The organism is Natronococcus pandeyae, from assembly GCF_008122205.1.
Taxonomy (GTDB): domain Archaea; phylum Halobacteriota; class Halobacteria; order Halobacteriales; family Natrialbaceae; genus Natronococcus; species Natronococcus pandeyae.
The window spans coordinates 143102-164027 of record NZ_PHNJ01000006.1; the positions used below are offsets into that span (position 1 = coordinate 143102).

Genomic DNA, 20926 nt, shown 5'->3' on the forward strand with positions numbered 1-20926 from the left:
CCCGTCACGAGTCCGGTGAACCCCGTCACGAGTCCGGTGAAGCACCGTCGTGCCCGCGCTTTCCGGCCCGGTCGGTCAGGCTGGGCGCGATAACAGGGTGTCATGGAATACGTCTCACACCCACGCCTGATGATTAGTAGGGATAATCACCACAGTTGAGATCGTATGGTAACCATACGTCTTGTTCTACATCATTAACCCAACTAAATCCAGATAAACGAATCCCCCATTCGATGTCCGCTTCAATTTCAATGATTCGAGTAGAACCTCCACAGTTATCATTATATTTGGCAGCAGTTCCTATTTCAAATTCTGCCGAATATTTTGCGGAATCACCACTAGAAGATAATGCCTCCCATTGGTGATGCGTTCGTTGATCGCCAGTCGTTGTTCGTTCTGTTAATTCCGACTCTTCCATTGTCAGACTGGTTTCATAACCAATGGTCGCAGAGGGGTTGCGAGACAAATTCAAACCGATTTCGGCCTGCGAGTTCTTGAACCTTCTGAGGTATTACCGGATGGATCAAGCCCGGTAACATCTCCTTCGCTATTTCCACCCTGATTCCAGTCGTGATAAATGTGGGCTTCTTTATTTCGCCAACCTGTATGGACACTGTTGTCGTCCTTACAATATTCATCATTACCATCTAGACAATGTTCACGACCAGCTTCAAGCCGTACTCCTGTCCGCGCAGCAATCCGTTCATCGTCCCAGTTACTCCTCACTCTATTTTGGAATATAACCTTGCCGGGGCGAGCATCACTTGTGTAGTCACTTCCAGTTCTTTCAGCTTCCCAATGAACAGTGTCGTTTGCTACGCTATCCCAATCTGTCCAATCGATGTCCCAATCTTGTGCAGACACATCGTTAGAACTTATAGATTCGACAGCGGCATCCTCTAAGTACTCATCAGCTTTTTCTGTTAAACGATTTGGATCCGAAGTTGATGCCGACGGTTGAGAATCCATCCCGGAACCCACAACCACAAATTGTTCCCGAATATTTTCTCTGCTATCCGTGAATATATTGTACCCATATACCTCATCATCTTTGAACGCTTCTAAATTAAGATATGCTTCCCGTGATTTACCACGGTCAGATGTTGCAACACTACTCACAAAGTCCGTTCGTACATCTTGAATCATCCCATCCGTGATTGGCTCATCGACAGAACCTCGAAGTGTACTATAATCGCTTGGGGTTGCTTCGAGCTCGTCTGCAGAACCCGAAGTAGTTAGGAGGGCGTATCCTCCAATTACTGCACTGGTTTTCAAAATTGATCTCCGTGTCGGACCATTACTATTTCCACTCATATTACAATTATATATTGATTAGTTAGAATATAAGTTTTTCTTTCTATTTGATATTATCCAATTCAGTACCCCCTCAGACAGTTCTCGGCTATTGAGCGCTTGATTCGGTCGATTGTGATTGTAATAGTATCTGAACCAACTGAGCCAGCGCCATACACTGGTTAGACTGTCCCCCGCGGCGGGACGCCGCCTCTGGAGAGGTCGTTCGGAGAATTCTGTGAGATGGTTGTTCACGCTGCCTGGACAGCCCTTGGTGTCCGCAGGGCTGTCTCAGTGAATCAACCACTGGTCAAGATATTCGATTGCGCTGTCGCCTGCCTCCCCAAGTTCGAGCGTCCCGTAGCGTGTGCTCCAAGCCCGTTTGGTGCTGCTCACCGTGTCACGTGTGATTTCAGAACACAACCAGCTATTCGGACAAAAAGTGCTGGAGACCGATAGCGACGAGCGTGATCAGCACACCCACCCAGATCAGGAGGTAGCCCGGCCCCTCAGGGGTAGGGCCAATTTCCCGGAGAATCAGATCGATTGCAGCGACTATCGAAATTTGAAAGCCGAGTATTCCGAGTAATACCTCATCCATATTTGAAATAATATGAGTATACCGTTAAAATAGTTGCTATTATATTTGACTAGTCACTCGGGTAGAATATCACGAGTCCGCTTATCGAAGTTTTTTGCCTCTGTCGTATCCTTCCTATGGGTCGAAATACATTCTCGAAAGTACACTGGAAGGTGAGGGTGTCATAGAACTCTTATCACACCGTGATGATTCTTCCCGGTTGTCTCCGCGTTCGTGGTTGGTGACCGCAGCGACGAGGCGCAGACACAACGCAAGGAATGCCTGGCTCGTCCATGCGCGTGTACAAGCGTTCTTTGGACTCTGTCTCCGAATGATCGTCGCAATCACGAACTACGAACAGGGCGAAGAAAATTCGGGCCGAACGAAACTCGTGGTATGAGATGAATTGTATGACACCCTCCGCAATAAAGAAACCTCGAGCACGTCCTTTCCAGTTCTCGAGTATTTATGATGCGTGATTACGAACGTAAAGGTATGAAAGCCATCGAGGTAACGGAGTACGGCGACAGCGATCGACTCGAGTTCGTCGACCGCGACCTGCCAGAACCGGGCCCCGGCGAGGTTCGACTCGAGGTCGAAGCTGCGGGCATCAACTTCGCGGACGTCATGCAACGGCGGGGCGTCTACCCGGGCGGTCCGGAGGCGCCGTACGTTCCCGGACTCGAAGCCGCGGGGACGATCGACGCGACCGGGGAGGGCGTCGGCCTCGACGAGGGCGACCGCGTCGTCGGAATGCTCAACGGCGGCGGTTACGCGGAGTACGTCACCGCGGACGCCCAGATGCTCTTTCCGATCCCGGACGGAATGAGCTTCGAGGAGGCCGCGGGCTTTCCCGTCCAGTACCTCACCGCCCACAGTTGCCTGTTCGAGTGGGGCGGACTCGAGGAGGACGAGACGGTGCTGATCCAGGCCGCAGCGGGCGGCGTCGGCACTGCCGCGGTCCAGTTGGCGTCAAACGCCGGCGCGGAGGTATTCGGCACCGCGAGCACCGAGGAGAAACTCGACCTCGCCGCCGACCTCGGCTGTGATCATCCGATCAACTACACCGAGACGGACTTCCGAGAGGTCGTCGACGAGGAAACCGACGGCGAAGGCGTCGATCTCGTCCTGGAGAGCGTCGGCGACGACGTCTTCGAGCGGAGTCTCGACGCTATGAAACACTTCGGGCGGATGGTCACCTACGGCGTCGCCAGCGGCGTCCCCGCGAGCGCCGAGAACAGGCGCCTGCTCTTCGAGAACAAGACCGTGAAAGGGTTCCACCTCGGCCAGGCCTCCTACCACGATCCGAGCAAGATCATGAAGGCCGTTCCCGAACTCACGCAGGGGCTGACGAGCGGCGACCTCGAGATCATTCTCGGCGAGTCGTTCGCGCTCGAAGACGCGGCCGAGGCCCACCAGTACATAGAGGACCGCAAGAGCTCCGGAAAAGTGCTGTTGAAGCCCTGAGCTAATCGAACGGACGTTCAGTCACGCAGCCGGTACCGCACCGATCGGTCCGAAAGCCGTTTCGAGCCGTGTTCGCCGGCAACTTGCGGGAATTTACTCGTCGTCGTTCTCGTCGTTGCCGTTTTCATCGTCGCCGTTCTCGTTCTCACCGTTCTCGTCGTCGAGACCCTCACTACCGCCGATATCGTCGTCGCCGTTCTCGTCGTCCTCGTCGTTAGTCTCGGCTGTCTCGTTGCCGTTCTCGCCGACCTCGTCTCCCTCCTCGCCGAGTCTGTCGTCGTCATCGTCCGCCGTTTCGTCGGTGGGTTCCTGCTCCTCGGCCTCCTCCCCCTCGTCGTCCAAACAGCCGGCAATCGATCCGACCGCTCCGGCGGCAGCGACAGTCAACAGCCGTCGACGGCTTTTGTCAATCATCGGGATGATCGTCGTTACCCGCTGGTAACCGAAGTGAACTGACGTTGCGATAGCAACACGGACGATCGGAGAGCCGTCGACTCGCTGCGCTATCACGGTCCTCAACAGTTCGACGGGAAGGTGACGTCCCACTCGAGCACGTGATCCGCGAAGTCGGCCTCGTCGAGCGGTTCGCCACCGACGAACCGGAACTCGCCGATAACCGTGTCTCCCTCGAGGATTCCGGGGAGCCAGAGCTGGTCGTCCTCCCACATCTGGTCGTAGGGAACGTCGTCGACGGCGACCCACTCCGGACGCGCCTCCTCCGACGCCCGCGGCTCGCCCGCGAACGTCCGGGCACGGAACACGTGACAGAACGTGTGAGCCTCGTCGTCGAGCACGAACGAGAGTTCACCCACCTTCTCGAGGTCGGCCGGATCGACCTCGAGGCCGACCTCCTCGCGCGTCTCGCGGACGGCACACTCGCGAGGCGTCTCGCCGTCCTCGAGCTTCCCGCCGGGGCCGTTGTACCACCCCTCACCGAGGCCGCGGCGTTTCTCGATCAGGAGCACCTCGTCGTCGCAATCACTGCTTCCGTCACGGAGCAGAAAGCAGAGCGTCGCCTCGATCATACCGTCGCGTTCGTCCGGAGTTAAATAAACGCGTTCGATCGTCGACCGTCAGTCGTCGTCCGCGGGCTCGGCGTACTCGTCGGGTGCACAGCCCAGCGACCGGTGCGGACAGAATCGACAGTGCGCCCCAGGGGTGGTCTCGCGGTAGGACGGGTCGTCGACCGCCTCGAGCGTCTCGTGGACCGACGCCCACGCCGGTAGCTCGTCGGGATCGAAGAGGTCGACGCGAGGGCCGTCGACCGCGCCGACGTAGACGTAGCCGACGGCCGAGACGGGTTCGTCGAACCGCCGGCGGCAGGCGCGGGCGTACAGCGTGAGCTGTGAGGCGTCGACGGCGTCGATGCGATCTGCGGTCGCCTTGTAGTCGAGGACGGCGAGGCCGCCTCCGTTCCCGTCGGTCCCGCCAGCCAGGGGAAGCCGTCGAACCGAGTCCACGTAGCCGACGACGTCGCCGGTGACGCCGTCGACGTCTTCCAGCGTGAACGGCAACTCCGCGGCGAGTGCGTCCCAGTCGGCGACCGGCCAGTCGTACCCCGGCGCCGTCGCCTCGAAGTAGCGATCCACGCAGGCGAGGACGGCCTCGCGGTGCTCGAGCAGATCCCGCGCGGTGAGCTGTCGAACGGCGGCCTCGCGCCACTCCGCTCGCGTCTCGTACTCCTGGTGGAACGCCTCCTCGGCGACGTCGTGGAAGACGGAGCCGACGACCCGTGCACCGAGACTGGGCTCGGTCCCCACGTCTCGGATCGCCCCTTCCTGGTCGCCGGTGACGACCGGGTCGTCGACCGCTCGCACGACGTGATCGAGGTAGTGTTTGCGCGGACAGCTGTCGTGGGTCTCCATCGCCGTGTAACTGTGGCGCATCGCGATCGGGAGTTCACCGGCGGTAGAGAGCGCCTCGACCGGGAACCGGACGGTCTCCGCGGACAGGGCGGACGGTCGTCGACCGCCGGGCACCCGACGTCGCGGTTCGACCTCGCCGCGAGCGTGACTCGCCGCGTCCGCCGCCGGGAGCAGGCTTCCGTCCCGGAGCAGCCGACCGAGCCGGTGGACCGTCTCGATCGCCTCGCGGGTCTCGAGCGGTTCGACGGGTCGGTCGTCGTAGCCGGCGTAGTAGGTGATCGTTCCCGGCCGCTCGTCGGCGGCGAGCGCGACCTCGTCGGTCCGGTCCACGACGGTCCGCGGGTACGTCTCGCGCACTCGGTCGAAGCTCTCGGTCAGCGTCGACCAGAGATCCATCCGCTGGCCGGTCACCGACCAGTCGATCGACGGCGCGAGACAGGCTTCCGCGGTCGAGGCCGCGAGTTCGGTCTCGTCGCCGTCGTACTCGTACTCGGAGCCGAACAGGAAGAGGTGGTTCTCCGCCCGGGTGAGCGCGACGTGGAGCACGCGCCACTCCTCGCCGACGGTCTCGGCCGCGAGATCGGCGAGCAGGGGCGACTCGACGTCGTCGTCGAGCGTCGCGGCGAGCAGCCGGTAGCGGGCGCGCTCGGCGTAGTCGCCGTCGACGCACCACTCCTCGTCGGAGAGGTAGGGAGCGAGCACGGTGTCGAACTCGAGGCCTTTCGCCTGGTGGACCGTCATCACGTCGACGCCGTCGGTCGACTGTGTACCCCGGGTTCGGTCGCTCTCGCCACCGCGGAGTGTCCCCTCGAGCGCGTCGACGACCTCCACTGAGAGCGTCTGGACCACGGTCTCGGGATCGTACCGCTCGACGAACCGTTCGATCCGCTCCAGGTTGGCTCGCTCCTCGTTCGTGAGGAACCACTCGAGCCGGGTGAGTTCGCGAAACCGGGCGAGAAAGCCCGAGAGCGGGTAGACATCGCGCAGCGTCTCGAGTTGCTCGAGGTGGTCCCGGGCCCGCTCGAGTCGGTCACCCGCCTCGAGCGCATCGCTGTCGACGTCGAAGACGGCGTCGTACAGCGAGCCCGACTGCCCCTGGAGGGTCGCGAGATCTCCTTCCGGGAGCCGGTAGCGGTAGAGGAGGACGCGCCGGAGGTGGGCGTCCGCAGCCGGATCGACCAGCACGCGAAGATACGAGAGGAGCGTCCGGATGCCAGGCGAGATTTCGCCGCGCGGGGAGCCCGAAATCTCGTAGGGAATCTGCCGTTCCCGGAGTTCGTCTGCGACCGCCTGGGCGTGTCGGTTGGTTCGAACGATGACCGCGACGTCCGCGAGCGCCCGCTGTGGGACGTTCTCGCACGCTCCGTTGAGGAGTCGCGAGACGGTCGTCGCGACCTGCTCGGCAGTCGAGGGAGCGATCTCGTCGCTCTCGATCTTCACGACTCGATCCGGCGGCTCTTCTTCGTCGTACGCGCCCGGCGTCCGGCCGTCCTCCCGGAGCGTCTTCGCGGACTGCGGTCCGTAGTCGCAGTGATTCGTCAGGTCGAGGATCTCCTGCCGTGATCGGAAGTTGAGTTCGAGTTCGATCCCCCGATGGTCGCCGTAGGTCTCCGCGAGCCGATCCAGCCCCTCCCGGTCGGTGCCGCGCCAGCCGTATATCGCCTGGTCCTTGTCGCCGATCGCCAGCAGGTCGGGCCGGTCGGAGCCGGCCGTCAGCTCGGTGATGAGCGAGAACTGCGTCTCGTCGGTGTCCTGGAACTCGTCGCAGTAGACCTGTTCCCACTGGCCCGTGATCTCGTCTGCGACGACGTCGTCGTCCAGCAGTTGCGTCGCTGTCCGCACCAGTTCGTCGAAGTCGAAGACGCGTTCCTCCTCGAGGTAGGCGTGGTAATCCGCGTACACCTCGGTGTAGTGGCGGGCGAGTCGGAGGAACTCGACGTAGTGTTTCAGGCGGCCGAACGGCGTCTGCTCGATGCGGCCGGTCGCCGTCCCCCAGATCTGATTGCCGAACAGCGCCCGCGGCAGGTGTTTCGTGGTCGGTTCCTCGAGCGAGAGGGCGTCGATCGTGTTCGTCACGCAGGTCTGGAGGACGCGCAGGTAGCGGTCGACGTCCTGGACCACGTCGTCCTCGCGGAACGGCGCCGGGGCCTCGGCGATCTTCTCCCGACAGTAGGTGAGCAGCGTGCCGTACTCGACCAGCGACTCGCGGGCGGCGTCGGCGTGCTCATCCTGGTTGAAAAAGCGCAGCGCCTCGTTGTCGAAGGAAAGCTCCTCGTCGGCGGTGCGCTCGAGCCAGAGGACGAACTCGTTACACAGTTCGAGCGTGCGAACGTCGGGCAACCGCTGGCGGAGTTCGTCGGGCATGACGTCCTCCTGGCTCATCGCCTGGACGAATCGGTCGACGGAGTCGGCGAACTCGGCCGGTGAGCCGTCACCCCTCGTCGAGGCCGCGAAATCGTACTCGTGTTCGGCGAGGAGCCGGCCGACGATCCGGCGGCGCTTTCGTTCGGTGACGACCTCGAACTCGGGCGAGTAGCCGAGGTAGTAGGCGTACTCGCTAACGAGGCGGTAACAGAGAGAGTGGTAGGTGGAGACGTCGATCGCCGCCGCGGCCTCGGGGTCGAGTCGCTCGGTGACCGCCTCCCGGATGCTGGCCGCGGCCTCGTTGGCGAACGTCACCACCAGCACGTCGTCCGGGTCGACGGCGTCGCGCTCGATGGCTCGCTCGAGTCGCATGAGCATCGTCGTCGTCTTCCCGGTTCCGGCCCCCGCGTCGACGGAGGTACAGGCCCGCCGGCTGTCGATGACCGCGCGCTGGTTGCCCCGCGGCTCGAGTTCCTCGGGAACGTCGTCGGGCACACCGGGGGCATCGGGATCACCCATCGAAGCGCACCTCCGTCGAGAGATAGTCCTGACAGCAGACGGTGTAGCCACAGTTCGGACAGGCGTGGCGCTCGATCTGGTCCCACCGTGCGCTCGGATCGAACGATCCCGCGATAACGTCGCCGGCGACGTCGTCGAGTCGGGAGTCGACCGTCTCGTTGCGGTGCTCGTGGGTCATTCCGTAGGTGTGGTGATCGATGTAGACGTCGGTCAGGTCGATCGACTCGAGCGTCGTCTCGACGGTGTTCTGTACCCAGTTGACCGCGGTCCCCGACCGGTCGGCGAGCGGAATCCGGACGTAGCGGCAGGTCCGATCCCCGAGATCGAGGTCGTCGCGCAGGTTTCGGAGGCCGTCGAGGACGACGGCCGTCTCGAAGAGCGCGCCGACGACCCGTGGTTCGAACGCCTCCGCGTCGGGATCAAAGTGGTCGACGAACAGGCCGGCGACGTCTCCCTCCCACTCCGACCGGTAGCGCAGGAGGCCGAGCGGCGCGAGCGTCGGTACGAATCGGACACCCACGAGTGCGGCGCCGTCGCCGTAGACGTAGTCGACGGGCGCATCGATTCGAACGCGATCCGGGTTCGAGTTCGTCTCCCCCTCGGTCGCCCCGGGGAGCGAGCGCGTACTCGCGAGCGGCAGTTCCGGCCCGACGAACTCGCCGTCGGGAGCCGCCTCCTCGAGGCGATCGATCCCCGCTGCGTGATCGGCGCCGAAACGGTCGAGGTACGCCTCGAGAGTCGCCTCGAGGATCGCTAGTTCGTGGCGGCGCTGGGCCCGCGAGTGGAACCGCTCGTCGTGTCCGCGCCACAGCTCCGAAAGCCGGTCCGAGGCGGTGGCCTCGAGTGCTCTGGGCTCCGTCTTCCCGCGCCGCAACGCGTCGCAGATGACCGTCCGCAGGAGGTCGACGCGGCCGCGCGTCGGCCGCTCGTCGTCGCTGTCCTCGAGGTCGTGGACCTGAGCGAACTCGTACCGCCGCGGACAGTGGAGGTAGGTCTCGAGACCGTCCGCCGTAAGCGTCGGGAGGTCGTCAGTCATCGCGGAGCACCTCCCCTGCGGCGAACTCGAACTGCGAACGGACCGCTTCGGCGAGTTCCGGATCGATCTCTCCCTCCTCCAGGACGACCGCGATCTCCTGGAACAGCTCCTCGGTCTCCGCGAGATCGGCCGTTCCGCCGGTGCTCGCCTCGCGGAGGACCCGCTCGAGTTCACCGCGCGGTTCCTCGAGCAGTGCCTCGATCGCGCCGGCTTCGCCGTGGATCGCCGCGGCTGCGTCGGCGTCGACGTCCTCGAGTGTGAGCCCTGGCGTCGACTCGATCAGTTTCAGATACCGCGACTCCTCGTAGGTGCGCCGGAGTCCTCCGGAGCCGCGCTCGTAGGAGCAACAGTACAGGACCTCCGTCGCTGCACGCGAGGCGAGGGCGAGCCGTCGGCGCGCGCGCTGGGCGTGGTAGCTCTCGAAGGGGTCGGCGACGTCGGTCGCGTCGGCGACCGGCGCGAACGTCGACCCGATTTCGGCGGTCGACGGATCGGTGACGGCGGGATAGTTCGGCATCTCCCGGAGCCACGCCTGCGGGAACAACTGCGTGAGGAACTGCTCACCCGGGTACTGCTCGTCGATCAGATCCAGCAAGAAGACGGCCGAGCGGGAGTCGTACTTGAGGTCGTCGGCCGCACAGACCGTGATGCCGCCGGTCGGCGGTCGGGTCTCGACGGCGTGGACGTACGGCGCGTCGTACTGGATCGTCCGCCGGAGCATTCGCCGCAGCCCTCGCCAGTCGGGGGCGACCAGGTCCGTTCCCTCGACGAAGCGAGCGATCTCGAGCACGCGGCGGACGCTCTCGAACTGCTCTCTGGCGTCGACCCACGTCTCGTCACGGGCGATCCGTCCCTTCAGATCCGTTCGTCGGATCCACCGCTCGAGCGAGCGCTCGACGCTCGCGTCGGTACACGCCTCGAGCAGCGACGGGGAGAACTCGGGGACGCGGGCGCGAAGGCGCTCGAGCGAGTCGTCGGCCGTATCCTCGAGACCGTCCGGTTCGTCGCCGCGCGTCCGACGGCTCTGGAGGGTGACGAACGCGTAGAGTTCGTTGACGACGGGATCCTCCGCGAGCGAGGAGGTTCCGACGGTCGCCGTCGGAATTCCGACCTCGCGGAGTCGGCGCCTGGTCTCCGGAACCCGTTCGATCCGCGGGACTGCGACGGCGATCTCGTCGTACGACCAGTCGCGACGGTCGGTAAGCGATTGGATCTCGGCGGCGACGGTCCGGACCTGCTCGCGTGCGGTCCGAGCGCGGATGCGGCGGGCCCGTCCCGCTTCGGAATCGGGTGGCTCCGCACCCTCGTCCATCGACGGCGTCGTTCCGGTGGCGAGGTACTGCGTGATCGCGTCGTGGGGCGGCCGAGTCGCCGCGTCGGATGCGTCGGCCGCATCGATCCGCTCCGCGTCGGGTTCGAGGCGCTCGACCTCGAGTCCCGCGTCCGTCGCGATCGACTCGATCGAGCCGGGTTCGACGCGGGTTCGTTCGACGCTGCCGTGGCGTTCGGCCAGACAGACCAGATCGGCGTCTCGGGTGAGCGCGGCGAGGTAGCGCCGGTCGAGCCGCCGGTACTCCTCGAACTCGACGGCGAGGACGGCGTCGAACGAGTCCGTGACGCGGCTTCGAACGCCCTCGACGTCGTCCTCGAGGAGCGAGACGGAACTGGGAATCACGTCCGCCCGTTCGACGAAGCCTCGGTCCTCGAGGACCCCGTGGAACCGGTCGTTCATCGCGTACAGGAAGGCGAGACAGTCGTGTGGCTCCTCGAGGTCGGCCAGGCGGAGCCGCTGGCGCGTCGCCGCGAGCAACAGCTGTCCGACGTCTCTGGCGAAGCTCTCGTGACGGGCGGCGCGCTCGAGATAGTCGGGAACGTCGCGACTCGCACCGTCGATCACCAGCGAGATGAGCTCGATCCGTTCCTCGTACTCGAGTCGGTCGAGTGTCGGATCGTACGCCTCGATGGTCTTCGAGGCGTGTTCCGGAAGCGATTCGACGCGAGGCGACCGCGCCACGCCGGCGGCCGTTTCGACGTTCGCGAGCGTCTCCGCAAGCGCGTCGAGCCCCGCGGGGTGGCGCTTTAGCACCAGCACGCGCGAACCGTGCGTCGCGACGAGACGTTCGTACGCCTCGCTGACGGCCGCCAGTAGATCGTGCCGGGGTCCCGGGAGGAGTTTGCAGGTGCCCTCGAGCGAGGGCGGGGTTGTACCAGTCAACGTCACCGACTATGCCGGAATCTGTACTTAAAGGTGCGCAATAGGGTGGGCTCGAACTGGTAGTGTGGAGTGATGACGAATTGCACCGCTTCGCCAATTCTTATATCAGAGAAGCGAAATCGTATAGTATGGAGGACATTTTCGTTGCTCGAGTGATGTCGACGGATCTGCAGACCGTGACACCAGAGACGCTCGTCGAAGACGCGGGACAGGTGATGCTCGAACGAGAGATCGGATCGGTCATCGTCGTCGGCGAGGAGAACCAGCTCGAGGGGATCCTGACGACGACGGACTTCGTCAACATCGTCGCCGAGAGTTATCCGAAGGCCGAAACTTCGGTCTCACGATACATGAGCACGGACGTCGTTACGGCGTCCGCACAGGACACCATCCGCGACGCGGCGGACCTCATGATCGAACACGGCTTCCATCACTTGCCCGTCGTCGACGAGGACGAGGGCGTCATCGGCATGATCACGACGACGGATCTCGCCTCCTATCTCTCGCGCGTGAAATCACCGAGTCCGGAGTCGTAGCGCTTTACTGGGAAGCCGTCGGCCGGTGATCTGCCGTGGCGCGTGTCAGTCGTCGGCTCCGCTCTCGCCGCCGCCGATCGTCTCGTGTTTGTGGAGCAGCGACATCTGCTCGCGGAGGTCGACACCCTGGCGATCGTACGCGCGGATGCGGTAGACGTAGGCCAGCGACGTCAGGACGATCCAGCCGATCATGAACGCGAGCGCCGTCGGTGCGCTGGTGGCGACGAGTAGCGTGAAGGCGAACGAGACGACGACGTTGCCGACTGCGACCACCTTCAGCACCGGCATCGGGAGCTTGTAGATCGAGTACTCGTAGCGCTGTGGGAACTCCTTCGGGAGGTTCCACAGCGCGACACCACCGATCATAAAGGAGATGAAGATGCCGGTCACCGTGAGCGTCACCAGCCAGTCGAGGACGTCGTCGACCAGGACGACGCTCTCGAGCACACCGGTGAAGGGCGCGACGAGCAGCGGCGGAACCGCGAGGAGAAGCACGGCCCGGTGTGGTGTATCGAACCGCCCGTGGACTGCGGCGAAGACGTCGGGGATCACCTGATCGCGGCTCGCACGCATGATCGTGCGCGAGTAGGAGGTGAGCAGCGTGTTGATCGTCGTCGCCGCAGCGATCAGCGCGGCGATCCCGATGAACGCGACGAGCCAGGTCGGCAGGAAGCTGGCCCCGACGGCCGCGAGTCCGCCGTCCATGGCCTCGCCGGTCGCGGGATCGATCACTCCTTGCCAGGACGCCGCGCCGATGAGCGCGACGATAACGCCGATAGTGAGGACCGCGACCAGCGACATTCCCACGGCGAGCACGCGCGGGATGTTCCGTACGGGGTCGCGCAGTTCCTCGCCGATCTCGATGATCATCGCGAACCCCTGGAACGGGATGTACAGCGTCACGACCGCCAGGAAGAACGGCGCGAGTCCGTCGGCGAACGGTTCACCGTCTCCGGCGGGGAACATCGGTTCGAAGTTACCGGTGTCGAAGTGCGGTACCGAACCCGCAATAAAGGCGAGCATTCCTGCGACCAGGAACGCCACCATCGCGATCTGGACGTTCGCAGCGATCTTCACGCCGACGTAGTTGAGCACGCAGAACAGTCCGATGAGGAACCACGCCGCGAGCAACGCCGGAACGGAGACCCCGAGTGACAGGGCCCCGGTGACGACCGGGAGATACTGTGCGAACCCGAGTGCGGCGAACAGAATATACGACCAGACTGCGACGACGGGAACGACCATAGAGAGCATTCCCCAGTACGGTCCGACCAGTCGTGAGCCGTAGACGTAGATCCCACCGGCGACGGGAATTGCTCCGCCGAGCTGTAACAACAGGAGCACCCCGAGAACCATCGGAACTATCGAGATTAGAATTGCGACCGTGACCGAGGGTCCGGCGATCGCGGCCATCTGTGTCGGAACGATGAAAATACTCATTCCGACTGCCGTTCCGATGAGCAACGCGACTGCGGCGATGGGACCGATCTCTTCGTTGATGAGCTTGAAATCTTCTGCAGGCACGTTATGTCACATGTCACCGTGATCCGCGGCGCCTCATTAATATACCCCATACATCACGGTTTTTTCTCGTTATTTTTAGCCAATTTCACCACCGGTTACGTTCAGCAATCTCTCGATGGGAGCGCGAGTTGCTGGATCTCAAACAATCACAGTAATAGATATATCTGTCGCAGAATTATCGTGCGGTGGACTGAATGCCTACTATAGGTCGTGTATAACTGGGTAAACGATCTTAATCCTCTCCATAAACATTCACCGAAGGAAACAAGTCCGCCGGGCGACGTGCAGAACATATCATGAATGGTGAACGTCGATCGGTTATCGTGGGCGCCGGGACGACACTGCTCACAGCTATCACCGGCTATCTCAGTACTGATATAGATGACTCGAGTGACGACGGTGAACGCGCTGCGGCCGACGAGAGGGCGGATCCTGACCCGATTATCGTTGATCGGATAGCTCCTGATCCGTCACTCGTCTGGGTCGACGACGAACCCGCCGACGGGCAACACGAGTTCTCCGCCGAGATCTACAACGCCGGGACGCCGGGGACCGTCGGCATGACGCTGCTCTGGCTGGACGACCCGGAGACGGCCTCGAACGGCGAGCCCGCGAGGCGCCGGGAACGATTCTTCGAGGCGAACGAACGCGAGGAACTGTCGGTTACGGCCCTGATCCCCGAGGAGTACGGCGCGTACGATCTCCAGCTCTGGGTGGCAGAGTTCGGCGTCGAGATCGAGAACGACGGTGCCGGCGGCCGTATCGCGGTTACCCTGGTCGAGGAGGAGCGAACCGTCGACGAAACCGAACTGACGATCGACGCCGGGGAGACCGTCTCACTCTCCTTCGACGGCGAGTACACCGACGTCGATCCTGCTGCCCTCGACCTCGAGGCGCGTCCGGTATCGTAACCCCTGCAACGAGTCACTCACGGGGACGATCAGCCGCAGGTGGCCGAGACGATGCTCGAGAGACTCCACGACGTCGTCCCTTTGACGGTTTGTATAAATCCTGGTACCTATTTAAAATACGGACAAAAACAGTAACATGTATGTCGTCGCTCCCGACTGGTCTTTTCAGGGAGAGATCGACGACGCGACGGCTCGACCTTCGCCGTCGTCCGTTCCCGGAACCCGACTATGAAACGACGAACCTTCATCACGGCAAGTGGTGCATCGCTCGGAGCCCTCACGCTCGGCTCCGCGACGACCGCGGCTGATTCGACCGGCAGATTCCTCGTGGATCGCTCGAGCCTTCGGAACGAGGACGACGTTGAGGTCGTACACGAACTCTCGCCCGTCGACCTGCTCGTCGTCCAGGCGTCGGAGTCGACGCTCGAGGATGCGGGAGCGGAGTACGCACCCGATATTCGAATCGAGCCCGACGGCTACAGTCCGACGCGCCAGAGCCGCGTCGACTACCCCGAGGAGGGAGACGAACTGTTCGACTACCAGTGGGACAAACAGGACCAGGGGATTCCGGACGCCCACGATATCACGCGCGGCGAGGGCACTCGCGTCGCGATCATCGATACGGGAATCGCGGCGGACCACCCCGATCTGGAGGGACAGGTCGACCTCGAGGACTCGAAGAACTTCGCCGACGACGAGTACGGTATCGGCGAACCCTACGGCGGAGCCCACGGCACGCACGTCGCGGGGATCGTCGGTGCGAGTGACGCGGGTGATTCGGGCGTCGTCGGCTCGGCACCCGGCACGGAGCTCGTCGACCTGCGCGTCTTCGGGGTGTCGCTCGAGAGCGCGGACCGCGGGGAGCTCCCGCCGGCGTACTGGGGTGACACGTACATGGGATCGGTGCTGGCGGCGCTCGTCTACGCCGCCGAGATCGGCTGTGACGCCGCCAACCTCAGCCTCGGCTGGACGTGGACGATGCGATCCGAGGGCTGGGGCAAGTTCTGGGGGAAGGCCCACCAGCGCGTCGGACGATACGCGAGCCGTCAGGGGACCCTCCACACCCACGCCTCCGGAAACTGGGGCGAGAGCCTCCAGTTCAACCAGGACGAGACGGACTCCTCGGAGACCGCGGGCGGGATCACGACGAGTTCGACGGGTCCGGTCGGGTTCGATCCCGAGACCGGAGCGTACGACGAACCGCCGTACTCCCCGTCGACGTACACGACTCACGGCGTCGGTGCGATCGACCTTGCAGCCCCCGGCGGGAAGGGTGGCGACTCTACGTACGACGACGTCGTGAACGCGATCTCGATCCCCGAGTTCGGCGAGGACGGCGAGTATCTGGGTGCCGAACACGGCTACGGCTGGCTGGCGGGCACCTCGATGGCAGCCCCGCAGGTCGCGGGCGCCGCCGCGCTCGTAAAGAGCGTCAACGAGCGGTACAACGCGAACCAGGTTCGAAACGCCCTGCAACGGACCGCATCGGTCCCCGACGAGTACGAACGCAAGTACTACGGCCGCGGGTATCTCGACACCCTGGCCGCAGTACAGGACTGATCGCGCTCGAGCGATTCCGAGGCGGCTCTCGAGGAGTTCGAGAACGTGGCGGTCGGCGACTCGATCGTGATCTTTGGAACGACACTCCGGCGAGCGGTCGACCGTACCCGTTCGCGGTCTGCCGACGATGCGGCCGGTCTGGAGGGGTGACGAGCGGCTGTCCAGGAGCTTTCGCGTCCGTGACAACAGCGCAGGCGACCACCGAGAGCGACGACAGCGAACGGAGGGCTATCGCAGACGGGCTCTACTCGAGCGACGAGAACCCAGTCACGCACCCACACCGCGAGCGAACGTCTCGGCCGACTCGAGGGTCCCACACTGCAGACAGCGGTATCCCCCTCGAGTGCTCCAGACGGTCCGACAGCACGATCGGCAACAGCGAGTCATTGGCGGATTCAGCAGTCTGATAGGTATGTGTTTTGGGGTTTCGTTCCGAAACACGAGACGGATCCTGGATCGGTCGAACCGACGGCTCGCTTTGCAATCTCCCGCTACTCCGGGATACGGTGGCGGTCTCCGAAGAACCGTTCAGGTGACGCCCTCGAGTAGCTTTCTTTTATCGGTACTCGATCTCGACCGTCGACACACCCTCGAGACCGTGCCCAGCCGCGACGCTCACCGCGACCTCCCGGACGAGAACGCTATATTCGCTGGCTGCCTGACGAGGCCAATGAACGGAGACGAAGAGTCCCGAAAAGTAGCGGCAGTCTGTGACTCGTGTGGGACCGTGTACGCGGCTGTCGAACGCCAGGACGGAGACGTTCGCCCGATCGGGAGCCCGGCAGGCTGTTGCAGCGGTTCCAAGTTGACGGTCGTGGAAGACGAGTCTCCCGGATCGGATACCGTCGAAAGCTGGTAAACAGTCGCAGTTCCGGCCGTCCTGATTCTCACGCCGACTCGCCCCCGTCTCGAGTCTATTGCCTGGAGTGAACGGAAGCTGATGGGTCGACGGACGAGTGACCGATGGGCGAGAGTCCGCCTCGGCGATCGATTCGCCGGAGAACACGTTCGCGACGAGCGCGTTCAATGCCGAGAGTCCGCGGTCGTCGTAGCCGATGTCGATCCGGCCCTACTCGAGCGCGGTTTCGACGGCTCGAGCCGCGTCGGGTGCGCTACCGTCGTCGATCCACCCGCGGAGTCGTCCGCGCGGGAGATCTAACGCCTGTGAGAGGGCGTACGAACCCTTATTAGGGTGTTTGGTCGCGTACCGAGTCGCAGCCCTGTAGTCCTGGACCGCGTCCCACGGATCCGCGTACGGGCCACCGTCATCGGTCCGTGCGAGAGCTTCGGCGCGAATCGCGGAGTCCGAAGTGGTCATACCGATTCAGTGTGACCCTGATCCTATAACCGTTCGTGTATTATCCGAGAACGTATGAAACGGCTACTATCGGCAGTTATGAACCGTCCAAGGGGTACCTGTAGGCGTTCTACACCCGCCTAATTCTCACATCTGAAAACCCTAGCTGTCACTGATACTTCTTGTTTTCATTATTGTCAATAAGATTTATTAGTACAGACTTAACTGTCCTAATTAGCACCCGAAGAACGCGGAACGGAAGGCGATGCGAACAGGCCGGGTGGATTCCCCAATCCCACTGTACGCGTCATTGTGAACGACCACGATGGTCACAAAAAGCCTTCCGCCGCTGTGGTGGTGCAGATCAAACTATGGACGGAAAATCAATCGTACGGAAGCTCGTCGGCAACGACGAGGAACGGGCAGTATCGCCAGTCATTGGGGTTATCCTAATGGTAGCTATCACGGTTATTCTCGCGGCTGTGATCGCGGCATTTGTACTAGATATGGGCGATAGTATTAGCAACGAAGCACAAGCAGGAGTTTCTATCGACATAACGGATACGGAGGATGTCCAGGAAATCGAAGTTTCTGTAACATCTATGGGAAACGCTGAGACGATTCACATCCGCGGCGATGGGGATCATGATGATGAAAATGAAGAAGACGCATTGACTGAGTCTGGATCTGTATGGACGTACGACGCAGACGGGGATGATTCGGGTACGATTACTGTAGTTGCAGAAACGGACGATGAAGTTGAAACGACAGTAGCGTCAGAAGACTACGAGTTTGATAGCTAATAATGAAATCTATAAAAAATAAACTCGTTGGCGATAAGGACGAACGTGCAGTATCACCTGTGATAGGTGTTATCCTAATGGTAGCAATCACTGTGATCCTTGCAGCTGTGATCGCAGCATTTGTACTAGACATGGGTGATAGTATTAGTAACGAAGCGCAGGCAGGAGTTGAAATTGATGTCACAGATACTAGTACCACACAAGAAGTTCAAGTCTCAGTGACGTCAATGGGGAACTCCGAGACGATTGACATTCGTGGTGATTGGGTTGGTGATGAAAGCTTGAGTCAATCTGGTGATACAGTCACTTTCGTTTGGGACAATAGCTCAGGAGAGATGGCAGATCCACACCATGACCACAATGATTGGGTAGATGATAATTCTGATAATTGGGGTGATCTCATCGAAGATGATGAATTCAGTGGAACGATTACGGCAGTCGGGATTACTGACGATGAGGTCGAAACACAGATAGCGTCAGAGGACTTCGCATTCGAAGACGACAGCTAACTACCCATATCTATAAATTATTCTATCTTTCCCAGAGCGCGAGGAGTTCTATTCATATATCAGATTGTAATTAAAATTTCATATCTTCAGTTAACTCGAGCGTCCATTCGCCGTCGTCGACGTGCCGAATATGGACGTGGTGATCACCGTCGATCTCGCCGTTCTCGTCGAGCAGTCCCTCAATTCGGAGATCGTCTTTCGGTACCGTGACGCCGGCCGAGTTCTTGTCGACCTTCCGGAGTTTGTTCAATGCCATGTCCCTGCCGGCAACCCGCCTTGGTATAAAATTTGTTGACCCTTGGTTTTGCTGACTTTTTCGGCAGATGGGGGCGACGGCCGAGCGTATGGCACTCAACTTGCCTGCGAACTGGGTTCCTTCCGGGTTCAAACGGGAGGACGGAATCGACTTCACAGACGCTGTACTCGCACCGGTGTTCGTCGCGTGTTCGCTCGCGATGGCGTTCGTCTTCGAGATCGGGATGGTGCAGCCGGCGGAGTACAGTCTGAACTACGCCATCTGGGCGGGGAGCGGCGTCGACATCACGATCGCGTTCGTGCTCGGGATGGCGATCATCTTCACCGCTTGGATCACGAACGGACGGACCACGCGGGAGGATCTGACCGACCTCGTGTTTGTCGTCGTCTTGCTCGTGATCATCCTGAACATCCTGGCAGCCTCGTCCCACTCGCTACGGACGCTGTCGCGTTGTACTGGATGATCGGCTACTTCCTCGTGCTGCTGAACAGCCCGGTTCGAACTCGAGCGCTCGAGTTGGCACGACGCCAAGTTCGGGAACGGGACGCTGGTCGAGAGCAAGAGCACGATGCTCGAGCACAACGATGGGCAGTCGGGGAACGTCAAGGTCTATCGGAAGTACCACGAGAAACTCCGGCGAGCGGGCGGCTGGTACTGTTTCGTCGTCTACCGGCCGCACGGACGATCGGGTTGTACGATCGTTCGGGATAAAATGGTCCGCTCGAGCGATCTCCCGCTGCTCCGGTGGCACGGTGGCGGTGATCACCGTGGGACCGCTCAGGCGAAGGTTTCGATTAGTGCTATCTTCTGAGAGTACCAGTCGATTCGTTACGTATATGATAGAACCACTAATTATATCCGTTTTCCATTATGTCATCACTAGATATGGTCACCTTGAACGAATATCATTCGATCGATGACTTCGATAGTAAACGTCGAGAAGCCATTGAATCACTACTATACAGCGACGAACAGTTCATATACGGCATCGACGTGTATGACGCAATCTTGCTCACTGGAAAGCGCGCCTCAAAGCTCGTGTTGACAGATCAGCGTGTAATTGAGTTCAAACGTGGTTTCATCAAAGAGAACTCCAAAGACTACTCGTTAGATGAGATCGCGAGTATCGAGCACAAGAAAGGATACGTCATGCGAAAGATTACACTCCAAGGTCACGGTTTCGACGAAGATTACCAAACACTCGAGGACTTTGGACGCCAGTTCGTAACAACAGTCCGTGAGCAAATGCACAGAAACGAAGAAGGTCTTGATCCGCTCACTACGGCTGATATCCGAGGCGAAGAGGGAGATGTTGACGGATCTGGTAGCATTGAGTCGAGCCAGTCGGTATCGGACGGCAGCGGGAAATTCGGCTCTCTAAAACTACACGTTGTAATCGCTCTTCTGACAATTTGGTGGACGTTCGGATTAGGGAACCTCGCCTATGGCGGATACAAATACTACAAATTCAAGCGATAGGAATCGTAGTCTGCTGAATAAAGGGAGCGCACCACAGTTTTTGCTCCTAGCGGTTCCGCGCTTCGCGCGGAATCCCGAGGCAAAAAACTTCGATGAGAGGGGCGCTTGCTTTCAGTAGCCGCTTACGGATGCTGCGCTCAACTGATTATCGCAACGGCATTTCGCATCCGCCTGTACGCAACAGATGTTCCACAACTATTCTGACACAGAAATCACTGCCAGCTACTCAGAATCAACCTTGATCTCGTTGTGAATATCGAAGGTAACTGCTCGAGTGCTCAGCGTCTCGGCGATCTCCCGGCGCTGCTCGAGGGTCAGATCATCACGCTCGAGGACCTGGCGAGCAGCGCGGACGAAGTGGGGAACGTCATCACAGGCGCTCACCACAGCCTTCGTCTTGTTACAGTCGTACAACTCAGCTGCTCGTTCGATCGCGTCTCGTCGATAGGCATAATCGCCGTCGGTTCGGATTCGCATGCTCTCGTACACACGACCCCCGATATCCTCGTTTTTTCGACTCACTGAACGGCCTATTTCGGCCCAAAACCGGCCGAACCTCTTGCCCCATCGTAGAAGAACGGTGGCTTGTATGACGGATCGACTCGAGATATGCACACGGCGGTTCGCGTCTCGTGTGCATACTCGGGGAACCGGATTTGTCGACGTGCAACCCCTGCCGGTTGCAACGAAACCCAGTTCTCGGAATTCTATT

20 protein-coding genes and 2 pseudogenes are annotated in these 20926 nt (G+C 61.1%); 10 read left to right on the forward strand and 12 right to left on the reverse strand.

Annotated features, from left to right (window positions below; all coding sequences use genetic code 11):
• Window positions 1-133: 133 nt before the first annotated feature.
• From CV102_RS13090 to CV102_RS25990, 3 genes are all read right to left on the reverse strand, one after another.
• Window positions 134-418 (reverse strand): hypothetical protein, encoded by a 285-nt coding sequence (locus CV102_RS13090; RefSeq protein ID WP_148858462.1) that lies wholly within the window; start codon window positions 416-418, stop codon window positions 134-136.
• 50 nt (window positions 419-468) lie between these two features.
• Window positions 469-1314 carry a hypothetical protein gene (locus CV102_RS13095; protein ID WP_148858463.1) on the reverse strand — a complete coding sequence of 282 codons (846 nt, stop codon included), beginning with the start codon at window positions 1312-1314 and terminating at the stop codon, window positions 469-471.
• Between the two features lie 406 nt (window positions 1315-1720).
• A complete protein-coding gene (locus CV102_RS25990; protein WP_187432960.1) occupies window positions 1721-1894 on the reverse strand; it encodes a hypothetical protein in 174 nt (57 codons plus the stop codon).
• A 268-nt stretch (window positions 1895-2162) separates the two neighbouring features.
• Between CV102_RS25990 and CV102_RS26585 the strand changes: the two are divergent.
• Window positions 2163-2273: pseudogene (locus tag CV102_RS26585) on the forward strand (IS5/IS1182 family transposase); the annotation flags it as partial.
• A gap of 95 nt (window positions 2274-2368) precedes the next feature.
• Window positions 2369-3340, forward strand: coding sequence for a quinone oxidoreductase family protein (locus tag CV102_RS13100; protein WP_148858464.1), 972 nt, complete (start codon window positions 2369-2371; stop codon window positions 3338-3340).
• Between the two features lie 93 nt (window positions 3341-3433).
• Here the strand turns inward: CV102_RS13100 and CV102_RS13105 are convergent, their stop codons facing one another.
• From CV102_RS13105 to CV102_RS13125, 5 genes are all read right to left on the reverse strand, one after another.
• Window positions 3434-3754 (reverse strand): hypothetical protein, encoded by a 321-nt coding sequence (locus CV102_RS13105; protein WP_148858465.1) that lies wholly within the window; start codon window positions 3752-3754, stop codon window positions 3434-3436.
• A gap of 101 nt (window positions 3755-3855) precedes the next feature.
• Window positions 3856-4365: an 8-oxo-dGTP diphosphatase gene (locus tag CV102_RS13110; protein ID WP_148858466.1), complete on the reverse strand. Its 510-nt coding sequence runs from the start codon at window positions 4363-4365 to the stop codon at window positions 3856-3858.
• Between the two features lie 48 nt (window positions 4366-4413).
• On the reverse strand, window positions 4414-8088 hold the full coding sequence (locus tag CV102_RS13115) for a UvrD-helicase domain-containing protein (RefSeq protein WP_148858467.1): 3675 nt from the start codon (window positions 8086-8088) through the stop codon (window positions 4414-4416).
• Window positions 8081-9124, reverse strand: a complete 1044-nt coding sequence (locus CV102_RS13120) for a PD-(D/E)XK nuclease family protein (RefSeq protein WP_148858468.1) — start codon at window positions 9122-9124, stop codon at window positions 8081-8083. The genes CV102_RS13115 and CV102_RS13120 overlap by 8 nt, the downstream gene beginning before the upstream one ends.
• A complete protein-coding gene (locus CV102_RS13125; RefSeq protein ID WP_394349485.1) occupies window positions 9117-11345 on the reverse strand; it encodes a hypothetical protein in 2229 nt (742 codons plus the stop codon). The genes CV102_RS13120 and CV102_RS13125 overlap by 8 nt, the downstream gene beginning before the upstream one ends.
• Window positions 11346-11467: 122 nt before the next feature.
• On the opposite strand from CV102_RS13125, the gene CV102_RS13130 reads away from it, so the two are divergent.
• A complete protein-coding gene (locus CV102_RS13130) occupies window positions 11468-11875 on the forward strand; it encodes a CBS domain-containing protein (RefSeq protein WP_148858470.1) in 408 nt (135 codons plus the stop codon).
• 45 nt (window positions 11876-11920) lie between these two features.
• Here CV102_RS13130 and CV102_RS13135 read toward each other — a convergent pair whose 3' ends face one another.
• Window positions 11921-13399 carry an APC family permease gene (locus CV102_RS13135; protein ID WP_148858471.1) on the reverse strand — a complete coding sequence of 493 codons (1479 nt, stop codon included), beginning with the start codon at window positions 13397-13399 and terminating at the stop codon, window positions 11921-11923.
• 296 nt (window positions 13400-13695) lie between these two features.
• On the opposite strand from CV102_RS13135, the gene CV102_RS13140 reads away from it, so the two are divergent.
• Together CV102_RS13140 and CV102_RS13145 are read left to right on the forward strand one after the other, a co-directional pair.
• Window positions 13696-14310, forward strand: coding sequence for a hypothetical protein (locus CV102_RS13140; protein ID WP_148858472.1), 615 nt, complete (start codon window positions 13696-13698; stop codon window positions 14308-14310).
• Between the two features lie 228 nt (window positions 14311-14538).
• Window positions 14539-15870 carry a S8 family peptidase gene (locus tag CV102_RS13145; RefSeq protein ID WP_148858473.1) on the forward strand — a complete coding sequence of 444 codons (1332 nt, stop codon included), beginning with the start codon at window positions 14539-14541 and terminating at the stop codon, window positions 15868-15870.
• Window positions 15871-16939: 1069 nt separating this feature from the next.
• On the opposite strand, the gene CV102_RS13155 is transcribed toward CV102_RS13145, so the two are convergent.
• Window positions 16940-17188, reverse strand: coding sequence for a hypothetical protein (locus CV102_RS13155; protein WP_148858475.1), 249 nt, complete (start codon window positions 17186-17188; stop codon window positions 16940-16942).
• 350 nt (window positions 17189-17538) lie between these two features.
• On the opposite strand from CV102_RS13155, the gene CV102_RS13160 reads away from it, so the two are divergent.
• Window positions 17539-17970, forward strand: a complete 432-nt coding sequence (locus CV102_RS13160) for a type IV pilin (RefSeq protein ID WP_148858476.1) — start codon at window positions 17539-17541, stop codon at window positions 17968-17970.
• Between the two features lie 2 nt (window positions 17971-17972).
• Complete coding sequence (locus CV102_RS13165) at window positions 17973-18479, forward strand: type IV pilin (RefSeq protein ID WP_148858477.1); 507 nt, start codon at window positions 17973-17975, stop codon at window positions 18477-18479.
• Between the two features lie 70 nt (window positions 18480-18549).
• Here CV102_RS13165 and CV102_RS13170 read toward each other — a convergent pair whose 3' ends face one another.
• Entirely contained in the window at window positions 18550-18735 is a 186-nt protein-coding gene (locus tag CV102_RS13170) for a hypothetical protein (protein ID WP_148858478.1), read from the reverse strand.
• 88 nt (window positions 18736-18823) lie between these two features.
• On the opposite strand from CV102_RS13170, the gene CV102_RS13175 reads away from it, so the two are divergent.
• From CV102_RS13175 to CV102_RS13185, 3 genes and pseudogenes are all read left to right on the forward strand, one after another.
• Window positions 18824-19198 carry a hypothetical protein gene (locus tag CV102_RS13175; RefSeq protein WP_148858479.1) on the forward strand — a complete coding sequence of 125 codons (375 nt, stop codon included), beginning with the start codon at window positions 18824-18826 and terminating at the stop codon, window positions 19196-19198.
• Between the two features lie 30 nt (window positions 19199-19228).
• Window positions 19229-19546: pseudogene (locus CV102_RS13180) on the forward strand (hypothetical protein); the annotation flags it as partial.
• Between the two features lie 74 nt (window positions 19547-19620).
• Complete coding sequence (locus CV102_RS13185; RefSeq protein WP_187432961.1) at window positions 19621-20214, forward strand: PH domain-containing protein; 594 nt, start codon at window positions 19621-19623, stop codon at window positions 20212-20214.
• Window positions 20215-20436: 222 nt separating this feature from the next.
• Here CV102_RS13185 and CV102_RS13190 read toward each other — a convergent pair whose 3' ends face one another.
• Window positions 20437-20691: a DUF7692 domain-containing protein gene (locus CV102_RS13190; RefSeq protein ID WP_148858481.1), complete on the reverse strand. Its 255-nt coding sequence runs from the start codon at window positions 20689-20691 to the stop codon at window positions 20437-20439.
• Between the last annotated feature and the right edge of the window lie 235 nt (window positions 20692-20926).